The 20787-nt window shown below is 62.1% G+C and carries 17 protein-coding genes; 6 read left to right on the top strand and 11 right to left on the bottom strand.

The features are described from left to right. Position 1: 1 nt before the first annotated feature. Positions 2 to 1261 (top strand): DUF1996 domain-containing protein, encoded by a 1260-nt coding sequence (locus D9601_RS18055; protein WP_198355479.1) that lies wholly within the window; start codon positions 2 to 4, stop codon positions 1259 to 1261. 284 nt (positions 1262 to 1545) lie between these two features. On the opposite strand, the gene D9601_RS18050 is transcribed toward D9601_RS18055, so the two are convergent. Beyond that, positions 1546 to 2016: a PilZ domain-containing protein gene (locus D9601_RS18050; RefSeq protein WP_198355478.1), complete on the bottom strand. Its 471-nt coding sequence runs from the start codon at positions 2014 to 2016 to the stop codon at positions 1546 to 1548. A 48-nt stretch (positions 2017 to 2064) separates the two neighbouring features. Here D9601_RS18050 and D9601_RS18045 point away from each other — a divergent pair, with 48 nt between their 5' ends. From D9601_RS18045 to D9601_RS18030, 4 genes are all read left to right on the top strand, one after another. Beyond that, complete coding sequence (locus tag D9601_RS18045; RefSeq protein WP_198355477.1) at positions 2065 to 2817, top strand: hypothetical protein; 753 nt, start codon at positions 2065 to 2067, stop codon at positions 2815 to 2817. 72 nt (positions 2818 to 2889) lie between these two features. Next, on the top strand, positions 2890 to 4002 hold the full coding sequence (locus tag D9601_RS18040; RefSeq protein WP_198355476.1) for an ROK family transcriptional regulator: 1113 nt from the start codon (positions 2890 to 2892) through the stop codon (positions 4000 to 4002). 112 nt (positions 4003 to 4114) lie between these two features. Further along, positions 4115 to 6934, top strand: a complete 2820-nt coding sequence (locus tag D9601_RS18035) for a TonB-dependent receptor (protein ID WP_198355475.1) — start codon at positions 4115 to 4117, stop codon at positions 6932 to 6934. A gap of 8 nt (positions 6935 to 6942) precedes the next feature. Then, positions 6943 to 7884: a glycerophosphodiester phosphodiesterase family protein gene (locus D9601_RS18030; RefSeq protein WP_232474388.1), complete on the top strand. Its 942-nt coding sequence runs from the start codon at positions 6943 to 6945 to the stop codon at positions 7882 to 7884. 238 nt (positions 7885 to 8122) lie between these two features. On the opposite strand, the gene D9601_RS18025 is transcribed toward D9601_RS18030, so the two are convergent. The 3 genes from D9601_RS18025 to D9601_RS18015 all read right to left on the bottom strand — a co-directional run bounded on the left by D9601_RS18025 (position 8123) and on the right by D9601_RS18015 (position 11250). Continuing rightward, entirely contained in the window at positions 8123 to 8869 is a 747-nt protein-coding gene (locus D9601_RS18025) for a PEPxxWA-CTERM sorting domain-containing protein (RefSeq protein WP_232474387.1), read from the bottom strand. 184 nt (positions 8870 to 9053) lie between these two features. After that, positions 9054 to 9935 (bottom strand): PEPxxWA-CTERM sorting domain-containing protein, encoded by an 882-nt coding sequence (locus tag D9601_RS18020; RefSeq protein WP_232474386.1) that lies wholly within the window; start codon positions 9933 to 9935, stop codon positions 9054 to 9056. A gap of 283 nt (positions 9936 to 10218) precedes the next feature. Then, positions 10219 to 11250 carry a site-specific integrase gene (locus D9601_RS18015; RefSeq protein ID WP_198355474.1) on the bottom strand — a complete coding sequence of 344 codons (1032 nt, stop codon included), beginning with the start codon at positions 11248 to 11250 and terminating at the stop codon, positions 10219 to 10221. A gap of 277 nt (positions 11251 to 11527) precedes the next feature. Here D9601_RS18015 and D9601_RS18010 point away from each other — a divergent pair, with 277 nt between their 5' ends. Next, positions 11528 to 12199 (top strand): class I SAM-dependent methyltransferase, encoded by a 672-nt coding sequence (locus tag D9601_RS18010; RefSeq protein ID WP_198355473.1) that lies wholly within the window; start codon positions 11528 to 11530, stop codon positions 12197 to 12199. A 31-nt stretch (positions 12200 to 12230) separates the two neighbouring features. Here D9601_RS18010 and D9601_RS18005 read toward each other — a convergent pair whose 3' ends face one another. From D9601_RS18005 to D9601_RS17975, 7 genes are all read right to left on the bottom strand, one after another. Then, complete coding sequence (locus tag D9601_RS18005; protein WP_198355472.1) at positions 12231 to 13322, bottom strand: glycosyltransferase family 4 protein; 1092 nt, start codon at positions 13320 to 13322, stop codon at positions 12231 to 12233. 40 nt (positions 13323 to 13362) lie between these two features. Continuing rightward, positions 13363 to 14091, bottom strand: coding sequence for an FkbM family methyltransferase (locus tag D9601_RS18000; RefSeq protein ID WP_198355471.1), 729 nt, complete (start codon positions 14089 to 14091; stop codon positions 13363 to 13365). Continuing rightward, a complete protein-coding gene (locus D9601_RS17995) occupies positions 14091 to 15344 on the bottom strand; it encodes a WcaI family glycosyltransferase (RefSeq protein ID WP_198355470.1) in 1254 nt (417 codons plus the stop codon). The genes D9601_RS18000 and D9601_RS17995 overlap by 1 nt, the downstream gene beginning before the upstream one ends. Continuing rightward, complete coding sequence (gene galE, locus D9601_RS17990) at positions 15341 to 16315, bottom strand: UDP-glucose 4-epimerase GalE (protein ID WP_198355469.1); 975 nt, start codon at positions 16313 to 16315, stop codon at positions 15341 to 15343. Before galE ends, D9601_RS17995 begins: the two co-directional genes overlap by 4 nt. A gap of 21 nt (positions 16316 to 16336) precedes the next feature. Then, a complete protein-coding gene (locus D9601_RS17985; protein ID WP_198355468.1) occupies positions 16337 to 17722 on the bottom strand; it encodes an exopolysaccharide biosynthesis polyprenyl glycosylphosphotransferase in 1386 nt (461 codons plus the stop codon). Positions 17723 to 18235: 513 nt separating this feature from the next. Then, positions 18236 to 19348 carry a glycosyltransferase gene (locus D9601_RS17980; RefSeq protein ID WP_198355467.1) on the bottom strand — a complete coding sequence of 371 codons (1113 nt, stop codon included), beginning with the start codon at positions 19346 to 19348 and terminating at the stop codon, positions 18236 to 18238. Positions 19349 to 19406: 58 nt separating this feature from the next. Next, positions 19407 to 20744 (bottom strand): lipopolysaccharide biosynthesis protein, encoded by a 1338-nt coding sequence (locus tag D9601_RS17975; protein ID WP_198355466.1) that lies wholly within the window; start codon positions 20742 to 20744, stop codon positions 19407 to 19409. Positions 20745 to 20787 lie beyond the last annotated feature (43 nt).

Here is a 20787-nt window from a genome sequence, read left to right as displayed (position 1 = left end):
CATGTTGGTGGCCGATCGGTGGAGAGAAAAAGCTCGCCGTCTCGTCAGGATTGATGTTCGCGCCTTCCATCCCACCGTCCTCGCGGCATTGGTGCTGGCTGGATGTGGCGGGGGTGGAGGCAATGCGGCTGGTGCTGTTGTCGATGTCGCCAGCGGCAGTCCGATTACTCCTAGCGGCAGTGCGACGCCCGCACCGACCCCGACGCCCTCCGCTACACCGACACCAACATCAAATAATACCCAACCCAGTTCGGTAACCGCCATCGCCAGCAACTTCGACAGGGCGTCATTCATCGTGCCCGGCTACGAGCGTAACGGCTCGTATGTGCCGCCTTCGGCCGCGCCCGACGTGGTTGGCGCTTTTCGCTTCATCTGCACCGCCGGCCAGATGAATTACGATGATCCGATCCTATACCCCGGGGTGAAGGGCGGCTCGCCACATCTGCATCAATGGTACGGCAATACCAATGGTGATTATGCATCCACCTACGCCACGCTGCGGGCATCCGGCGACAGCACCTGCTCAAACATGCTTAACCGGTCGGCCTATTGGGTGCCGGCGCTGATGAATGCCGCGGGCAAGGTGATCCAGCCGGACTATCTCTCGATCTACTACAAGCGCCTGCCGGACGGCGACCCGTTGTGTCTCAAGGAGTCGGCTAAGGGCTGCGTCGGCATCCCGACCGGCCTGCGCGTCGTTTCCGGCTACGACATGAAGCGGATGGGCCAGGATCAGCCGGAGAACGCAACCTTCAACTTCCGCTGTATCTCGCCAAACAAGCCGTCTGACCACCACGCGACGCTGGCCGAAGCCGTCAAGGATTGCGGCGGGTCGGGCCAGATCATGGCGGCGATCAACTTCGGCTCGTGCTGGAACGGTCAGCTGGACAGTGCCGACCATCGGTCACACCTGACCCACGGCGTCTACCAGGGGCAGTCCTATCCGGAATGCCCGGCGACGCACCCGTACATTATTCCCGAACTGACGCAGCAGATCGCCTACACGATCGCGGCCGACGACGGGGATATCTGGTTCTCGTCCGACCGTATGAACGGCATGACCATGCCAGGCGGAACCGCATTCCATGCCGATTATATGGAAGGGTGGGACCCACAGACTCGCGACACCTGGAACAGTCAGTGCATCGGCAAGATGCTGAACTGCTCGGATGGCGAGCTAGGCGACGGCACGATGCTGAAGCGGGGTCCGCTGACCTATGCCGCGGTGCAGCGGCTGGTTACACCCCCTGCGCGTCCATGATGGTGGCGAGGGGCATCTGAGATCACGATGGATGGCTTCCGGCATGCCCTAACGCGGGCATGCCGGATCACTCGCATAAGGCTGAGCGCAATAGACCAAAGGGCTGGTGCGCCCGCTGCATAGCATCGGGATCAGCCGCGCCCTTACCGCGGCTTAGTGCCGACCGTCGCTAGATGGCTGATGTCGCACGCAGCCAATGCCGGCAGCGTCACTCCATTCACTTGCCACGCTGTCATGCTTCCAGACAGTTCCTGACAATGATCAGGAACCGTGATGCAGGAAAATCAGATCAGCCGCCAGGCCAATCCCAGCAGCAGCCACGGCGCAACGCCCACGGCGGTGATGCACAGCACCCGCATGCGCGGCGACAGCGACCATTCGCGCACCGGCTGATCGACCGCAACCGAGGCGCCCAGTTCGGGGGCAGGGAAGCGGATCGGATCGGGCGGCGCCAGGCCGGCGAGCGCGGAGGCGAGCTCCTCCGCCGTCAGCGGAGCAACGAACTGGCAACCGTAATGGCCATCGCTCGCTCGCTGCACCCGTGCCGTACGCAGACCGACCCCGAAGATGCCGAGCGTGATGGTGTCGCCAACCGCAAGGCCACGCGCCGTCGCCGTACGAAATCCCGTGGCGGACAGGTCGTCGATGACAACGTCCTGCGGCTCGGCCTGCGGATTGCGCAGTGTGCCGTCCAGCAGCACCGGATAGCGCTCTGCTGAACGATCGTCCTCATAAAGCTTGGCAACGAACGACATGCGATACCCCGACAATGCCCGGGCATGTGTCACGGCAAATGGTTGACATTGCGTTATGCGGCAGAGACGCTGACGGACGACACCAAATGGTGTTGGGAAAATGCCTGGCCGGTGTGGCCGAACCGCATGGGGCAGCACATGATCATGGACGATCGGCAGGACAGCGACAGCGCCAGATATGTCGTCGATCGCGGCTGGCGTCTGCAGGTCGGCACCGTGCAGTTGACCCGATGGCATCGCCGCTATGCCGTTCACGCCGATGGAGGTCATGACCCCGCACCTCCCAAACGGTCGCTGCTGTTCTCGCCACGCGCGGCGTTGGGCGGCGTGGCGATCTGCGCGCTGAGCTTTACCGCCGCCAGCCTGATGGTCGAGCGGGTCGGGGCGAGACCGACCTATACCATCGACATTCCCGTGCCGCCCCGCAACCGTGCTCCCGAGGTGGTCCACCAGGCCCGCACGGCGCATCTGTCTCATGTCGCATCGAGCGAGAAGGGGACGCGACCGCGGCTGCACCATCTGACATCGGATGAGGCATCGTCACCGCTCGCTGCAGCGGTCGATGCACCGGGTTCCCACGATCCGCTGGCCGGCGAGGCGTCGCAGGCGCGGGCGATAAAGACCGCCATGACCACCGGTGACCTGCAGGAATGGACCGACGATGCCGCCGGCATCCACGGCTTCGTCGTCGCCGGGCCGCTGCGCGAGGAGGACGGCCAGCGCTGTCGGGCGATGTCGGTGCTGATCCGCACCCTAGGGCAGGGCGATCAGGTCGAACAACGCCACGATTGCCTGCCCTGACTACGAGTCCTGCAAAGGACAGACTGTAGCCCCCTTCATTTTTTTGACGCAGAGGAAAAATATCGGCGGGGGATGCCGCGGCCCGCCATTCTGCTGTCCGAAGCCGCCAAGCGGCTGTTACTCGAACTGCGCACCGGCGGGCCGGCATCGCGCAGCCGCATTGCGGCACGGCTCGACATCGGCCATGCGACGGTGACGCGGCTGTCGCGCGAGCTGATCACGCTCGGCCTGATCGCCGAGCAGGAAGAGCCCGCGACGCGCACCGGCCGCGGCCGGCCGATGGTGCCGCTCGTGCTGAGCGGCGAGGGCGGCTATGCGGTCGGCGCGACCGTCCATCCCGGCTGGGCGGAGATCGTCGCGCTCGATTGCGCCGGCCGCCTGCTCGCCCGCGAAGAAGTGCCGTTCGACGATCCCGACCCGCGCGCCTTTGCCCGGCTGCTCGACGCGCAATTGCGCGCGATCGCCGGCCGGCCCGGCATCTTGCCCTATCGCTTCCTCGGGCTCGGCATCGCCAGCACCGGCTATGTCGTCGACACCGCGGCCGACCGGCGCTGGACGGTGGAATGGGTCGCCGGCTGGCGCGACGTGCCGCAGGCGCGCTTCTTTTCCGATGCTCTCGGCCTGCCGGTCTGGGTCGAGAATGACGGCACCGTCGCCGCGCTCGCCGAATATTACCGACCGGCGATCATCACCCGCTATCGCGACATCCTCGTCTTCTTCCTCGGCCACGGCCTGGGTGGCGGGGTGATCGCCGATCGCCGGCTGGTGCGCGGCGAGCACGGCAATGCCGGCGAGGTCGGGCGGCTGTTCCTCGATCCCGCCGCGCGCCCCTCCGGCCTCGACCTGCTCCACACGCTGCGCCGCGCCGGCGTCGCGATCCACAGCCTGTCCGACCTTCCGGCATTGCTCGACGACCATGGCCCGCTGTTCGCCGGCTGGATGGACCGCGTCGCCGGGCAGTTGCGCCACGGCATCGAGGCGGGCGTGGCCTGGCTCGATCCGGGTGCGGTGGTGATCTCCGGCGCGCTGCCCGACGCCCCGCTGACCGGCCTGGCCGAGCGCCTGCGCGGCTGGACGACACCGGGCTATCACGGCGCCGCGCCGGCCATCCATGCTTCGCCACTGGGCAGCACCGCGGTGGCGATCGGCGCGGCGATGCTGCCGATCCATGCCCTCACCGCCTGACAGGGGCCAAACAGGCCGGGTCCGCCTCCCGATTTTTTTTCAGGAAACGAATTAAAAGCGTCATCGACCGCGCCTAGCCGCGCCTCCGTCCATAACGGACGGGGGAAGCAGCATGACCATCATCGTCCGGGCGAGCACCGCGCTCGCCCTCATCCTCGGCGCGCAGGCCGCCTTCGCACAGACGCAGCCGCCCGCGGCGCCGGCCCAGGACGATGCCGATGCACCGCGCCATGCGGAGGGCAACATCGTCGTCACCGGCATCCGCCGCGCCAATGCCGCCGCGATCGAGAGCAAGCGCCGCGCCACCAACATCGTCGACGTGGTCAGCGCCACCGACGTGCGCGCGCTGCCCGACACGACGATCGTCGAGGCGCTGCGCCGCGTCCCCGGCCTGTCGGTGCTGCCGGCGACCGACAACGAACATCCCCGCGACGAGGCGGCGACGCCGGTGCTGCGCGGGCTGGGGCCGAGCTACAACAACGTCACCATCGACGGGCTGACGATCGCCTCGCCGGGCACGCCCAATGGCACCCTGGGCTCGATCACCCGCGGCGTCCGGCTCGACATTCTGCCCGCGTCGATGGTCAGCGAGATCCAGGTGGTGAAGACCTTCTCCGCCGATCTCGACCCCAATGCGACGGGCGGCGCGATCAACCTCAAGACGCGCTCGGCCTTCGCCCAGGGCGGCAAGCCGTTCTTCACGATGGAGGCCTCGCTCGGCCATGCCGGCGACACCGGCAAGCCGCGCGACCAGCGCGATCCCGGCTATCGGCTGATCGCGACGGGCAGCACGACGTTCGGCGCGGCGCATCAGTTCGGTGCGACGCTGTCGGCCAATTACCAGACGCTGTCGAGCTACACCGAAACCCATATGACCACCGACACGGTCCATTACGGTTTCTACGACGCCAAGGGCGTGCTGCAGAGCGGCAGCAACCTCGGCAACGGCTATGCGGTGCCGCAGCAGGACAAATATTGGTACGTGATGAACCGCCGCGACCGGTTCGGCATCACCGGCAAGCTGGAGGCGCGGGTCAGCGACGGTTTCGACGTCTTCGCCACCGGCGGCTATTACGTGTTCCGCGACAATATGGAGCGCAACGAGATCATCATCGATCCGCGCAACCGCAACCGCGTCTTCAACCAGACCGCGACCTCCGGCTCCTATCCGGGCGGCGACGTCGAGGTCGGCTATGCCAACCAGATCACCACCGCGCGCACCCGCGTCGGCCAGGCCGGCTTCAACTGGCGCCCAGGCGCCGGCCAGCTGCTCAGCGGCCGCGCGTCGATCTCCAACGCGACCTATGTCGAGCCGATCTTCATGGTCAAATATGCCACCAACATCACCCGCCCCGCGGCGGTAGCGACGACCACGACCGGCAGCGGCGCGACGATCAACGCGACCGGCGACTATGCCTTCACCTACGACACGTCGGCGCTCGACCAGCGTTTCCCGATCAGCGCCGCGGCGTACAACGCTGTCGGCAATTACAGCCTGCTCTACTGGCGGCCGGCGAGCGATTACGTCCGCCGGGCGGGCAACCGGATCGCCACCGGGCGGCTCGACTATGGCCTCAACCAAGGCTTCGACGACCGCGGCGCCGGCTTCGCCATCGGCCTGAGCTATACCGACGACCGGCCACGCTTCGACATCCGCCGCACCGAATATCAGCCCAACGCCACCGCGCCGGGGCTGAAGATAGCCGACGTGCTCGGCCCGTCCAACGCGATCATGCCCTATCTCGGCCTCAACCTGTTCGCGATCGACCCGGCCAAGGCGCGGGCGCAAGTCGAGGCGGCGCCGCGCAGCGCCTATAACGCCACCGACCAGCTGAGCTTCAGCAACCAGGACGATTTCACCCACCGCGAAAAGCTGTTCGGCGCCTATGCGCTGATGAGCTGGCGCGGCGAGCGGCTGAACGTCCAGGCCGGGCTGCACTATGACGACACGACGCAATCCACCGTCGGCCGCCAGCGCCAGTATGACAAGGCACGTGCCGCCTATGTCTATGTCGACCGGCCGACCGGTTCGGCCTATCATTATCTGCTGCCGTCGACGGTGCTGACCTTCCACGCGACGCCGACCATCGACCTGCGCGCCGGTGCCAGCCGCATGCTCGGCCGGCCGCCCTATGACGCCTATGCGGCGCGCACCTCGATCAGCTTCGTCAACCCGAACGACCAGGGCAATCCCGATGCGGTCGGCGTCACCGTGACGATCGGCAATCCCGACATCCGCCCGCGGCTGTCGAACAATCTCGACCTGGCGGCCGACCTCCGGATCGCGCCGTTCGATGGCCAGCTGTCGCTCGCCGCCTTCAACAAGCGGATCGAGAACGAGATCTTCACGCTGACCAACGTCACGCCGTTCACTTTCGACGGCACCACCTACGCCAATGCCGCGGTCAGCACGCCGGCCAATGCCGCCGGCGCGCGCGTCCGCGGGCTGGAGGGGTCGCTGATCCTCAACACGCTGCGCCCGGTCGCGCCGGTGCTGGCCGGCTTCGGCATCGCCGGCAATGTCGCGCTGCTGCGCGGCCGGCTGACCGTGCCCTATTCGCCGAGCGCGACGACGGTCGCGTCGCGCACGCTCGACCGGCTGGTCGGCCAGCCCGACTATACCGCCAACGTCACCGTCTTCTACAATACCGGCGGGCTGGAACTGCGCGCCGCCTACAATCGCCAGGGCCGCGCCCTGCGCACGGTGATCAGCAACATCAGCTGGCAGGATCTCTATTGGGCGCCGCGCAGCCAGGTCGATCTGTCCGCCACCTATCGCGTCAACCCGGCGGTCAGCCTGATCGGCCAGGTCGGCAACGTCACGCACCATCGCATCACCAGCCTGACCGGGCCGGGGGTGAACCTGCTCAAGGACAGCTATTCGGTGCCGACGACCTTCTGGCTCGGCCTGCGCGTCACCCCGAAATTCTGAGGCATCCCATGTCCTTGCTCATGTTCGTGCTGGCGCTGGCCCAGCCCACCCCCGCTGCCGTACCCGGCGATCGCGCCGCGGCGATCGCGCGTCGCATCGCCGATCCCGACGGCGGCCCGATCGTCGTCGCGCATCGCGGCTGCCACAATCCTGCGCCGCGCCACGGCCTCGCCAGCGTGCCGGAGAATTCGCCCGTCGCGCTCGACCAATGCGTCGCGCTCGGCGTCGACGTGATGGAGCTCGACGTCCGCCGCACCCGCGACGGCCATCTCGTCATCCTTCACGACGCGAGCGTCGACCGCACCACCGACGGTCACGGCAAGGTCGCCGATCTGACGCTGGCCGCGGTGCGCGCGCTGCACCTGCGCGACAATGAGGGCGGGGCGGGGGCGGCGCCGACCGATGCGCGGGTGCCGACCCTCGACGAGATGCTGGCGCAGGCGCGCGGGCGGATCGTCCTCAACCTCGACGTCAAGGACGCCATCTATGCCGAGGTCGTCGCCGCCACTGAGCGGGCCGGCGCGGCGGGGCGCGTCATCGTCAAGAATGCCGCCGGCATCGGCGACCCGCCGCTCGCCGCCTTGCCGTCCTACGACCGGGTGCCGTTCATGCCGATCCTCAGCGCCTCCGACGCGGCGGGCAGCGACCTGGTCGCGGTGATGCGCCGCCAGGACGACGGCGCGCGGCGCCCGCTCGGCTACGAACTGCCGCGGATGGATGCGGCGCAGCTGCCCGGCGTCGCGGCCGAGGCGAAGCGGCAGCGCCGGCGGCTGTGGTGCAACAGCCTGTGGGACGGCTTCGTTCGCGGCATGGGCGGCGACGTCGACGCGCTGCGCGATCCGCAGGCGGTATGGGGCCGGATGATCGCCGGCGGCATCTCGATGATCCAGACCGACGAACCCGAGGCGCTGCTGCGCTATCTCGGCCGTGACGAGCGGCGGCCGCAATAGAAAAGCTTCCGTTTGTCGACATGTTTTCAGATAGGATTGTCGGCATGTCGGGCGCTGATGCAACGATAGCACCGCTCGCGACTGCGCTCGCCGGCAGGACCCTCGGTACGGTCAGGAATGTGGGATTGATTGCCGTAGATATCCGCGGCTCGCATGATTGCCGAGCCCAGCGGCGGAGCTTGAAAGGCGAGATGGAACAACCGCCGCCACATGCTGTGGCGGCGGTTGTCGTCGCCGTTCAGGCGAAGCGGACAGTCATATTGACGGTCTTGCGACGACGCATGACAAAGCCGATTGCGCCCATGCCGAGGATCATCATCGCCCAGGTGGCGGGCTCCGGTACGGCAGCCGAAACAGCCGCGACATTGCCGTTGATGCTGAACGGGCTGCTCGGCGTGCCTGCATAATTTTGCACGCGGAACGTGCCTCCACCGGCCAGCGTGCCGCCATTGGCGGCCGACGTGCTGGTCGTGACGATGCGGAACACCACATTCGACGCGCTGACCAGAGGCGCGAAGCTCAGCACGTGATTGCCGACTGCGTCGGCATTCTGATCGAAGGTCGCGACCTGCTGGAACGCGCCGCCATCAACGGCGGCCAGGACGGCGAGGTCACCGGGACCGGTGTTGGACGATCGCGACGAAAAGACAAGCTGGTCGACGCTCGCAGTATAACCCGCCAGGACATTCAGACCGAACGTCAGATAATCCGTCATGTTGGCGGCGCTGTACACGCTCCAACTCGCAGAGGAGAAGGCATTGCCCGCGCTCGGCGCACTGAGACCGGCGCTGCGGCTGAAAGCGATGCCGGATACATGGGCCGCCGCATAGGACGCGGCTTCCGTGGCTTCATTGCCGGCATTGCCGGTAAAGTCATACTGAACCAGCGTTGCGGCCTCGGCAGGATTGATCATGGCGAGCATCCCCGCCGCCATCATGCCGGTGAACGCAGCCTTGGTGCGGCCGAATTGTATGTCGATTGTCATTGCCTGTCTCCCTTAGGCGACGGTGTCGCCCTGTCCCGCTCTATCGCGCCATTATGACAGTAAAACTGTCGTTAACCTTGCCGCTCCTGCCGTGAGTCCCCTATCGGAACAGGGCGGCGCGCCCCCCGCCACTTGCTCCAAGGCCCGCTGAACCAATCGCCAGCAGGCCTATCGGCCTTCGGATTCAGGCGGATGCGATGTTGCCGATGACCGCATGAGGGCGTGCATATGCGGCAGGCCGGCGCTTCACCGACCGCATTGCCAAGCCGACCGCGCCCATGCCGAGGATCATCATCGCCCACGTGCCAGGCTCGGGAACGGCAGCGGTTGCTGCGGTGAGCCTGAAGTCGTCGACGCCCAAACCATCATCGGACGTGACGCCAGCCGGATCGATATCGTGGAGAACCCAGCGGATTGCGAATGTGCCGCCTGCGGCGATCGACAGACCGCCGATAACGCCGCTCAATGATGTGCGGTAGGCGGCAGCATTGCCGTTGGTCTGGGTTATGCCAAATTGGCTGCCCGTATAGGGCACAGCGTTCGGTGCAGTGAAATCAAGGTCGCCGAACGACAGCCAAGTGCCGTTATTGATGCTGGTCGCGTCGAGAGAATATTCGAAGCGAGCGGTCGCGCGATTATAGCCCTTTTGCCATTGCTCGCCCGTATAGCTGATATCGAGCGCGTCGATCGTGCTACCCAGATCGTTCTGGAAAAGCGCACCGAAGTAAATCAGCGGCACCGACGTGCTGGCATGGCCCCCGAGCGCGCGATCGCCGGTCAAGCCAAAGCTCCAGATTCCTGGTGTATTACTGCCCGATGTGCCGAACTGGTAAGCGCCGTCGGCAGCGCTGCCGCTTTCGAACGTCTGCCAGCCTGCCGGTAAGGCATTGGCAGGGGTCGGATCCGATGTGATCGACTTGAGGCTGTTGAAATCCTGCGTATAGCTTTTGGATGTCAAGGCATAAGGCACCCCGTTCCCCGGGTTCAGCACATCCGCAGCGAACGCTTGCGATGCCGTTACGGCAAAAGCGCCCGCGCAGATCGTCATCACATATTTGCGTGTCATAGGCTTTCCCCGGCTTGCTGTGACCATCGGATCACAGACCCGTGGGGCGGCCGATTTAGGTCAGCATTATTACGGTTAAACGACGGTTAGCTGTGCCATTTTGACGCAACTGCCGGCCCGCTGGTCAGACAGACTGCTCAATCCGACATCGATACCGTCCCATTGGGATCAACAACCGGCATGCGGATCGCGTATGGCTGCGGCGCTGCGACGGCGCAGGCGACTTATGCGACGCCGACCCTTGCCACCAAATCATCGCTCCGATGACGCCACGGGCGGAAATTCAAAGGAAGCGTTCGCCGGCATGATCCTTGAACAGTTCGGCGTTGCGAACATAATCGGACAGGACCTGGACCGATTTATGCCGGCTGACCTCCTGCAGCTTGAAGATCGTCGCGCCCTGTGCGGCCCCCTCGGTCAGGAAGCCGGCGCGTAAGGAATGGCCCCCGTACAGACTGGGGTCGTAGCCAGCCGCGGCCGCGCGATCCTGCACCAGCCGCGCGATCGCGCGGTCCGACATCGCTGCCCCGGTGAGCGCGTCGCCTCGCGACAGCCGCCGGAACAGCGGACCATCCTGATGTCCGGCCGCGGCCATCCAGGCGAGCAGCAGCGCCTTGGGACGGATACGACGGCCTTCGGGAATGGCGATCACCGCGCCCGTGCCGATGCGGTCGGTCTTCGACCGGGTGATCGTCAGCCGCAGGCCCTGCGGCACCAGCGCGACGTCGCCGACCTGCAGCGCGACGATCTCCGACCGGCGCAGCGCGGCCGCCATGCCCAGCGCCAGGATCGCCCGGTCGCGCACGGCACGCAGCCCGTCGCCGGCAATCGTCGCCAACATGTCCCTCAGCGCCGATGCATCCGCCGGCGCCTTGCGCTTTTTGGCGTGACCATGCTCCGCCCGTATCCCCGCGAGCACCTCGGCAAGCCGCCCGGCACTCGGCATCGCCGTCGGTGCCGGATAGCCGTGCGCGCGATGATGATGGCCGATCGCGGCGATCCGCCGGTTGATCGTCGCGGGGTTGAGGCCGCCGGTCGCCTGGTCGCTCGCGAAGACCAGCACGATCTCCGGCGTCGCCGGCAAGGCGGCGAGGCCATGGCCTTCGCACCAGGCGGTGAAGATCGCCCAATCCGAGTCATAGGCGCGGCGTGTCGCGGCCGATCGGGCGGCTTTGGCATAGGCCGCCGCCTGCTCGATCTTCTCGTCGAGGATCGCCGGCAGGGTCGGATGGCCCGAAACGGCGAGCTGCCCGTGGTCGCCCGCGACGTCGATCGATTCCAGGGGAGAGACGCCGGCCATGCCCCTGTCTGGCATGGCGCTCCGCGCTACGCTAGCGCTGTGTCCGAGAATCATTGTTATCGGACACAGCGCTTTGTGCCGAGACGCAACCACTCGTCCTCCTTCCTCTCATCATATCACCCCCGGGTATCGGCGAGACTTTTTGGAAGATTACGCAAATGTATGCGCTCGGGTGGTTGGCATTTCCGTCTTTGTCGCCCCTACACTTGGGGTCGCATGGCTGGTGTTGGCAGTCGCACGAGCATACGATATAGCCTATTCGTCCACCGCCTTAACGCAGCGAAAGCCTCAGATGCCGACCACGACGATGCATGCACCCTCCAACTATTATAAAGGTAAAAGCGGGGAAGACTATTTTGCGTGGCAAAATCAGATAGGTGATTTGGGCGGGAAGCTGAGCGCCCGCGCCTATCTTCCCTATATGAAACCCGGTGCGCGCGTACTAGATTTTGGCTGCGGGGGCGGCTGGGTGCTGCGCAACATACCAAATGTGGAGCGCAACGGCGTTGAGATCAATGTTGCCGCACATGAACAAGCACGCATAAATGGCGTCAACGTCACTGCAACAATCGAGGAGCAGCAGGGGACGTTTGATGTGGTAATGTCGAACCACTGCCTTGAACATGTACCCTTTCCGATCGAAGCACTAAGGAAATTGCGCGAACGTTTAAAAGACGACGGAAAGCTAATAATCGTTCTTCCACTTGATGATTGGCGTTCACAACGCGACATTAGCCCAACAATAGACCATCATCTGCACACTTGGACGCCACTGCTGCTTGCCAATACCCTGAAAGAAGCCGGTTATGTTCCAGATAAGGTCACTATCCGCACGAAAGCTTGGCCTCCTAAAAAGGAATTATTTTATCGCTTTCTCCCGGAGTGGGGTTTTGATCTCGTTAGCAGCCTGTTCAGCCGGCTGCGTTACCGTCGAGAACTAATGGCCATTGCACGAAAGGCATAGAGCCCAGCGCAATCACCTTGGCATAGCTCATCTATGCCAAGGCAATAAGATCACGAACCAAAGTCTCGCGAGCTTGCGCATTAGTAGCGTTGAGCGCGATTGCCGCCGTTTGAATGGTTTTACGTTTAGCCGCGCGAGCACTGGTGGGCATCGCGGCCATCTTCATAAGTAGAGGCAGGGCTAAAGCAATAAAGTCAGCATCCACCGGAATGGCAATTGCCTCGGGATGGACTGTCAGGGCACCGATACAGCCGCGCTCATGTGCAATAGTGCCCACCCCGCGTACCAGTGCTTCCAGTAACACCAATGGATAGGCTTCCGTTGGATAACGGGTAGGCAGGATAAGCAAATCGATTTCGGCGAAAAACGCCTCCTTCTCCGCCCCCGAAACCGGTCCTAGCCAAGTAAGGCCGCCACCACTACGCTCCACCGCCGCTTCGGTCGCTTCACGCTCCGCCGCAATCGGAATAGGACCGGCGAGCACCGCCTCAACCGCTATATCTTGGGCCCACGCCGCTTCTGCTAACTCAACGAACGTATCCAGCCCTTTGGCAAAAGTAAGATTGGCCAGCATGCCGATCCGCAACGGGCCCGTTCGGTGAGATGAACCAGCAGCCGGGGGCCGCTCGTCGACGCTGTTAGGCACAATCCGAGACAAACCAATAAGGGGGTAGGTTTCCGTCAGGCGTGCAGCCATCTGCGGACACAGGACAATGTGGACCGCGTCCCTACCTGCACACCAGGCCAGCACGGCATGAGCATGGCTTCGCTTAACGATGTATCGGAAACTGTGATGATGGAGATAGATGCGCATCCCCATCAGACGCGCTATCAGCGCTGTAAGTGCCGTCCACCAACCGCCTAGACCATCATCGACAGAGGCATACAGTAGTCGAGCATGGCGGCTCCGCGCCCATAGTAGCCGAAGATAAGCACCGGAAATGCGCCCAAGTTTAACAAGATGATACCGCGCATTACGCGTTAATCCGGCTGCCGATATGTTCAATATAGCAATAGGTCGTTCACGTGCCAGCGCCGCGATCATTTCCGCATTTGCCTTTGCCATGCCATGAACCGGCGGAGGGAGAGGACCAAAGAAACAGATTGGGCGTTTTTTCCCCATGGCTGAATCTTTAGGCGCAGACTGAAGCACAGTCGACCGCTTAGCTAAGGACACGAGCGTTACGGAACAGAAAATCGGCTTGGGTTGGCCCAAACCGGTTCGTGATGACCTGATTAAACACACCTGCCAGCTCAAATTGTTCATTTCGAAGAAACGACGCGACGTCATCAAACAGTGCTTGGCGCTCGTACAATGGGACGAAAGAAAGTTCTACATAGACAAAATCGACGGCATCAAGATTATCGGTCCCGCGCAAAACGTCCAACTCGGCGCCCTGCACATCGATCTTGAGCATAATCGGTCGGCTTAGCTTCGACATATCGACCTGCCGATCAAGTCTATCTACCCGCACGTCGATCGTGCGGGCGCAGCGCACGTTAAAAGCGGCTTCTTGACCAGTCCCAGGTGCGAGCAGAGAGGAGCTGTCGGCTCGATCGGCAATGTGAAAGGTCGCAGATCCAGTACGATCGGATAAAGCCATGCGATGAAGATGAACGTTAGGCACATTCGCAAACAGCGCCGCATAAGCGTCGGCAGCTTCAGGCAGTGGCTCGAAAGCGAGAATCGTGGCGTTAGGTCGTAGCGCGTGGAAGAGGGTGCTGAACTGACCACGGTTCGCACCCGCATCAATGAGCGTTGCGGCCTGGGTGAATCGAATCGGCCAGTCATGCTCCACTGCGCCAACAACACGATGGACGAGCGCCGTCCGCCACAGGCGAGGGCGGCGAGCGAGCCGGACGAGCTTGGCAAGCTTCGCTGCGATGGGCATCAGTGGATTTCTCCGCTTAGTCGATTGGGCACACCGACGGCTACGTGCAGCCAATCGTCAAATCGATCGAGGATCATCTCGCGTCCCCAGTCCCGCTCGGCCTTCTGGCGCGCCTCGCACCCAAGCGCCGTACGCTTGGTAGGATCATCAAGCAGCGCCGCGATCGCCCCAGCGAGAGCGTCGGGATCCTCCGGTGGTACCACTACACCCGCCCCCTCAATCTCATGGGCAAGGCCGGTATCGGATTCAGCTGTGACGATCACCGGGCGTCCCGAGGCAAAGATGTTGGTAAGCTTCGACGGTAGTACCATGTCGGCGACCTGCGGACGTTGCGGAATGACATGGAGTGTCGCCAGTCCAAGCAAGTCAGATAGCTGGGTAATGTCCTGCAGGGGTTCCATCCTGATGTTGGGGATGCCCGTGGCAGCCCTTGCTAATCCGTCGCGTGCAGGACCCTCACCGCAGATCACGACGGTCACGTCGCCACGCGGAGCGAGCACAGCCGCAACATGGGTTAGGATTTCTATGCCCTGCTTGTTACCGAGATTGCCGGCATAGAGCACGACATGCGGGGTTTTGATATTCCAGCGATCGCGGAATATCGATGGGCGATCAAGCGGCATGACCGCATTCGTGTCGCTCCAGTTGCGCAATTGATATATGTCAGCATCACTGCCGCGCAGCCATGCGAGCCTTCTACACATCTGTGGGCTGATGCTTGTCGCGAGATCGAAACGGCGGATAATCGTTTGTTCGAACCAGCCTGCCAGACGTGCGATGATACCTTGTTTATCAAGCAGTCCTGTCCCCAAAGCTGCGCCAACCTCAAAATCCTGAACGTGGATCAAGGCTTTTGCCCCGGAAATACGAGCGCAGAGCAAGGCAAGCGGCGCCGCAATCAGCGTCGGCGCGATCGCAATCACCACATCGGGACGATCACGCCATGCCCGGGCCAGTGCGGGCAAGAAGGCCGAGCAAAGAAACGAAAAATATAGCGCGATGCGCCGCAAACCCGTTGGCTTTGCTGGCACATAGACGGGGACGCGTGTGACATCGACATCATTCTCGCGCTCACGCCGCCAGCGCATCCCTCGCCAGCCCTGCCAGACGCGCCACTGCGGATAATAAGGAACGGTTGTAATGATCGACACGGCGTTACCCCGTGCCGCCAGTCCTTCACACATTCCAGTGTTGTAAAGTCCCGTAGAAATGATCTCTGGCGCGTAGGCAATCCCAACAACAAGAATCTTCATGAGGTAACTTGCGCATTCATCCAGGACCAGGCCGTATCAATGATGGTGGACAGGTTGGAATACCGTGGCGTCCACCCGAACGTTGCGGCAGCACGCCGTGCATCGGCAACCAGTTCGGGAGGATCGCCAGGACGCCTTTCCGCCTGTCGCAAATCGAGCGGGCGACCAAGACGCTGCTCTACCACATGCACAATCTCGCGCACCGAATGGCCATGTCCAGTTCCCAGGTTCAATGCCTCGAACCCGGCATATTCGCTCAGATGGTCGAGAGCCCGAACGTGCGCATCGGCAAGGTCGCTGACGTGGAGGTAGTCGCGAATGCAGGTGCCGTCTGGCGTCGGGTAATCGGTTCCAAAGATCGTGAAGGCTGGCCCACCTGCAGCGCTCCGCAGGATCAATGGGATAACATGGGTTTCCGGGTCGTGATCCTCACCGATTTCCCCTTCAGGATCGGCACCGCAGGCGTTGAAGTAGCGTAGGGCGATGCATGATAGTCCGTCCGCCGTCGCCGCGGCCCGCGCCATGGATTCGCAAACGAGCTTGCTGTCGCCATAGGGATTGATCGGCGCCTGCCTTGCCATCTCGTTGATTGGCAAGGTTTCTGGCACACCATAGGTAGCGCACGAGCTGGAAAAGATCAGTCGTCGCATGCCGCGTGCCGCCATTGCATCAAGCAACGATAATGTGCCGACCACATTATTTCGATAATAATGCCGTGGGAGCCGCATCGATTCGCCGACATAAGCGCTCGCGGCAAAATGGATCACCGCATCCGCTCGTGATGCGGCAAGCGCCTCACCCATCGCGGTTGGATCGGTGATATCACCGTGGATGAAGTCACCCCATTTGACGGATCGCCGATGTCCCGTACTTAAATTATCAAAAACGATCGGTTTGTGGCCGGCCAGTGCCAGCGCCTTACAGGTATGACTGCCGATATAACCGGCGCCCCCCGTCACTAAGACTCTCATAGATCAGGATTCCGTGCTTCGTCAGAAGGCGTTTTTATGACGGAGGATGGCAAATGTGGCGAAGATAATACCGATATCACGCCAGACCGACCAGTTTACGGCATATTCCAGGTCGGATTGAAGCCGATTGGTCAGATCCTCAACCCGCTCCGTATTACCGCGGAATCCACGGATCTGAGCCAATCCGGTCATGCCCGGCTTCATCGAGTGACGTTGACGATAACGTGGATCGATATCCCAGTAGAGTAGGTCGGCGGCTTTTGCGCCCAGCGGGTGCGGACGCGGACCAACAATGCTCATCGTGCCGCGCATCACATTGATGAGCTGTGGCAACTCATCGATGCTGGTACGTCGAATAAAATCGCCGACGCGCGTGACTCGTGGATCACTGCGTGTCGTAAGCGCTGAGGCCGTTGGATCGCAAGCCTCAGCGAACATACTGCGGAACTTATAGATCGAGAAAATACGATTGTCGCGACCGATCCGCGGCTGACGAAAGAACACGGGCCCGGCACTCTCCACGCGGATCGCGATTGCAATCACAGCAAATAGCGGCGACAGCATGATCAAGGCAATTAGCGATACCATGATATCGAGCATCCGCTTGATGATCCGGTCGCCAAGCGACAGTGGACCGGCGGCCACCACGAAAGTCTGTCGCCCTGCATGCCGACCGATCCCAATCAGATCGAGTTCGCCCAGCGTATCGACGATCTCTCCATCGACGGTCATGCTTTTCAGGATAGAAGACCAGCGCGCATAGTGATCCGGCCGGCAAGCAATGACGACGCGATCAGCCCGACAGAGAATATCCGCGAGCCGATGGAAACCGAGTGGATCGGAGCTGTCGGGATCGAAGCCGAGTTCAGTGGCCGTCAGTACCAGCTCGTCGGGTTGGCGGTTATAGGAAACGCCATCAACGACCACGACCGTTGTAAAAGGAGAACCACCTAGAATGGTCTGAACACGTCTCACCAGCAAAAGCCGCAACACCGGTATCGCAATCAATGTGCCGGCGAAACCAGTTGCGAACACAGCACGAGAAAAATGTGAGCCAACCTTCAGCATGTAAGCGACGAGAAGGATCGCCATTGCCGCAAGCATGACCGCCTTCATGCTGCGCACAGCACCGTAGCGCAGCCGCTCTAGAGAGCTATCAGAGAAGGTATGATTAAGACTTGCAAACACAGAATAAGCGGGGATCAGCAGCGCGAGGATTGTCACGCCATGACTACTGCCTGCAGATCCCCAATAGATTATGTTTGCTATCAAAAACGGGACCACGATCGCAAGGATGTCGCTAGCGAGAAGCAACGAGTGGCTGAGAAAGCGGCGGTGACGCCGATTGGCGATCGCCACAGTGTCGAGCCTAGTGGTGCCGTGTGAGATCCCGGCCAAGACGTTCATGCATCACCCTTCGACGACTGCCTTATAACTCGGCGCTTAGCGGAGCAACGCAGGTGCCGCAAATCCCTTCGCGGCTGCCCTCCTCCGACAGGACGGTCAATCCGTGCCTGCACACGACTTATAGCAATCAACAAATCGGCGCATCCAGTCAAAGACGCAAAGTTGCAACTTTGTCCAAATCATCGAGTAAATCGCACGGTCCCGCCATTATAAACGGCTCCCTTACCGAATAATTATTAGGACAATCATACAATTTAAAAAATATACCCGTTGCGGCAAAAAATTATCTCACGCCAGGGCAATATTAGTAATCTCTATTGTAAATGTATGATTTTCTTAATCATATGGCAATTTTCTCGCCAAACCAACCCCATGCATGGTAATTTACCGTCAAGGATACAAAAAGATCGCGTACTGCGACATATCTTTGAAAATCAATAAAGCCCGCGCAGTATGGCGAATTCTTCGATTATTATTACGACTAATGAGATAATGGGGTGCCGATTACGCCTTTTAAGCCATCGAACTGCCGATGTCCCGGGTCGATGGTGTCTCGTGACCCGCATGGATCAGCGACCAAGCTGAGCGTGCGAACGCGCTCGCGTCGGTTCGGGTCGCAGTTGCCAGCGCATGTCCGCACATTGTTCTCCACAGCGCCTCGTCCCGGCCCAGTAACGCCATGAAGAAGGCAAGACCTTCAACATTATCGGGTTCAACCACGAACCCCTCTCGTGCCGTACGAACGAAACAGTCGCGCGCTCCCACTGGCTCGGTTACGATCACCGGCCGGCCGGCCGCCAGCGCTTCGATGACCGCGATTCCAAACTGCTCCTCACGGCTTGCTAGAACCAAGCAAAGTCCCTGCGACAGTGTACGTGCGACCACGGTTTCGTCTTCCCAGCCGCGAAAATCGACCAGTTCTGCAATCCCCAGCGTTTCGGCAAGCGCGCGCAGCTCATCCTCTAGCGCCCCCGATCCACACAGCACCAGTCGCCGCGGCGAGGCCCGTTGCTCTGCGGCATAATGCGCAAAGGCGCGCAGCAACAGAGAATGGTTTTTCTTCGGTACCAGTCGGGCAATGCAGACGAACGGGCGATCTGCAAAAACGGGCTGTGCAACATCGCCGATCGCCTGCCGGATGGCCGCGACCGAGCGATTGTCATAGTCGAAAACAATTGGCCGGCGGCCGAATCCTAGGAAGCGCAGATAATCAGCCGCCCGCGAGGAGGCGACGATCGCGCCGGAGAACAACCGGTAATATGCCGCCTTGGCAATCTCCTTGGGCAAGCGGCGCGGCATATCGTCATACTTGCTATCGGTCATCGCATAGACCCGCGTACCAATTAACCGTAAGGCGAGGCTGGCTAGAAAGATGCCCGGTGTGCCGTGACCACACATAAATACGTGGCGTGCTCTCACCGCCCAGCAGCTTCGCACCACGCGATATGCGAGCGTAACTCGGCTGTGCCGCCCGCGCCGGTCGCCAGCAAACAAACTGCGCTTCTCGAACGGTGCCATGGTATCGCTGCGCCAACCATATTCGTGGCTGTTGGCATAGAGCTCGATGCCGACGATCCGCGCGGCAGGCTCGGCTGCCGCGACAGCGATAATGCGTTCATCATGCATGAACCCCAAATTGTCCCATACGAATGCGACAGTCGGGGGAGAGGGAGATACGGACAGGTCAGCCCGCACGTGCAGATGTTCCGATCTGTCGGCGCAGTTCGGCGCGGTGATGCGCGATCCGACGGCGCACCAGCACCGCCAGTGTCACTTCTGCCACCAATAGCCCGCCAGCAGCGCCTTCCAGCCCCCAGCGGCGGGCGAGCAAATAGCATACTACCAGTCCTCCCACAGTGACGACTAGGATTGGACGTGGCAGCGCCATATGGTTACGCGTTGTCGAGAGGAGGGTAACACCATAGTACCAGACAGCGTGAGCGAGAACCGACATAGCGAGTATCGCAACAAGGAGATGGCTGGGTCTAATGACGCCGTGGCTCCATATGCCGATCAACCATGGCCCTAGCACCGTCATGCCTACGACCATCGGAAATAGGAGGAGGACAAGAATCCTGTCGTTCAGCAGCCACAGTCGCTCTTCGGCCTCAGCCGATCCACGGCCTCCCGCAGCGGCAAGGCTGGGCATCATTGCGCGGGCGATGATGCCCACGAACTGAAGCGCGATCCGCGTCACCGTGCGGACAGGCACGAAAGTCGCGACTGCGATGGGCCCCAGCACCGCACCGACAATTACCGCAGCCCCCTGAAGATTGGTCGCGAGTGCGACGGGGACCGCGAACAATGCAAGTGCCGGCGGCAGCAACTCTCGCAGCATCACCAGCCGCGCGCCACCAAAGGGCCACCCTAGCGTCGGCCGGCGAAACCGCACCAGGGCGATGAGCACCAGCGTCGCGACGCAACGCACCGCCATATAGGCTGCGGCCATCAGCACCAACCGGCTGGTCAGGCCGGCGACGACGAGCAGTGCGACCGACTCAATAAGCGCGAACCCATCAAATACCAACGCGCCAAGCGCATAAAGCCCAGTTGCCTGGAGTGCCGCTAGCGGCGCCATCGAGATCATCGCCGCGGTTGCATACCCCCCCAATAGAACAATCGTCCACTGCTCGCCACGGACATAGGACGCTCGTTCCGTCAGCCCGCCTACGTCGAAGAACACGACCACGGCCAGCAACAAGAGGAGTAGGACGGCAATCGCCCCAATCATTGCAAAGGTGGAACGATAGATCGCTCGGACGCGGTCAGTTTCTCCGCGCGCATCAGCAGCGGCCATGTCGTTCTGCGCCGCAGTGGTCAGCCCCAAGTCAGACAATGCCAAATACGATGGGACCGTGAACAGGAGGAGCCAGACACCGAACCTATATTCGCCCAGCGCCGCCAGTAGAACGGGTACCGAAACAACCTGGTATGCTATCTTGACCCCGACACCAAAGACATTGGAGGCGCTGTCGCGAAAAAGGCGTCGCCGGGACAGTTCCCGGACCCGTTCGAAGATCAAGCTGAACCTGCCACTATCCAGGATCCGACCTATGGGCCGGGAC

Origin of the sequence: Sphingomonas sp. MA1305 (genome assembly GCF_016107325.1) — a bacterium.
Lineage (GTDB): Bacteria > Pseudomonadota > Alphaproteobacteria > Sphingomonadales > Sphingomonadaceae > Sphingomonas.
This window is presented reverse-complemented; position numbering and strand designations above follow the sequence as displayed.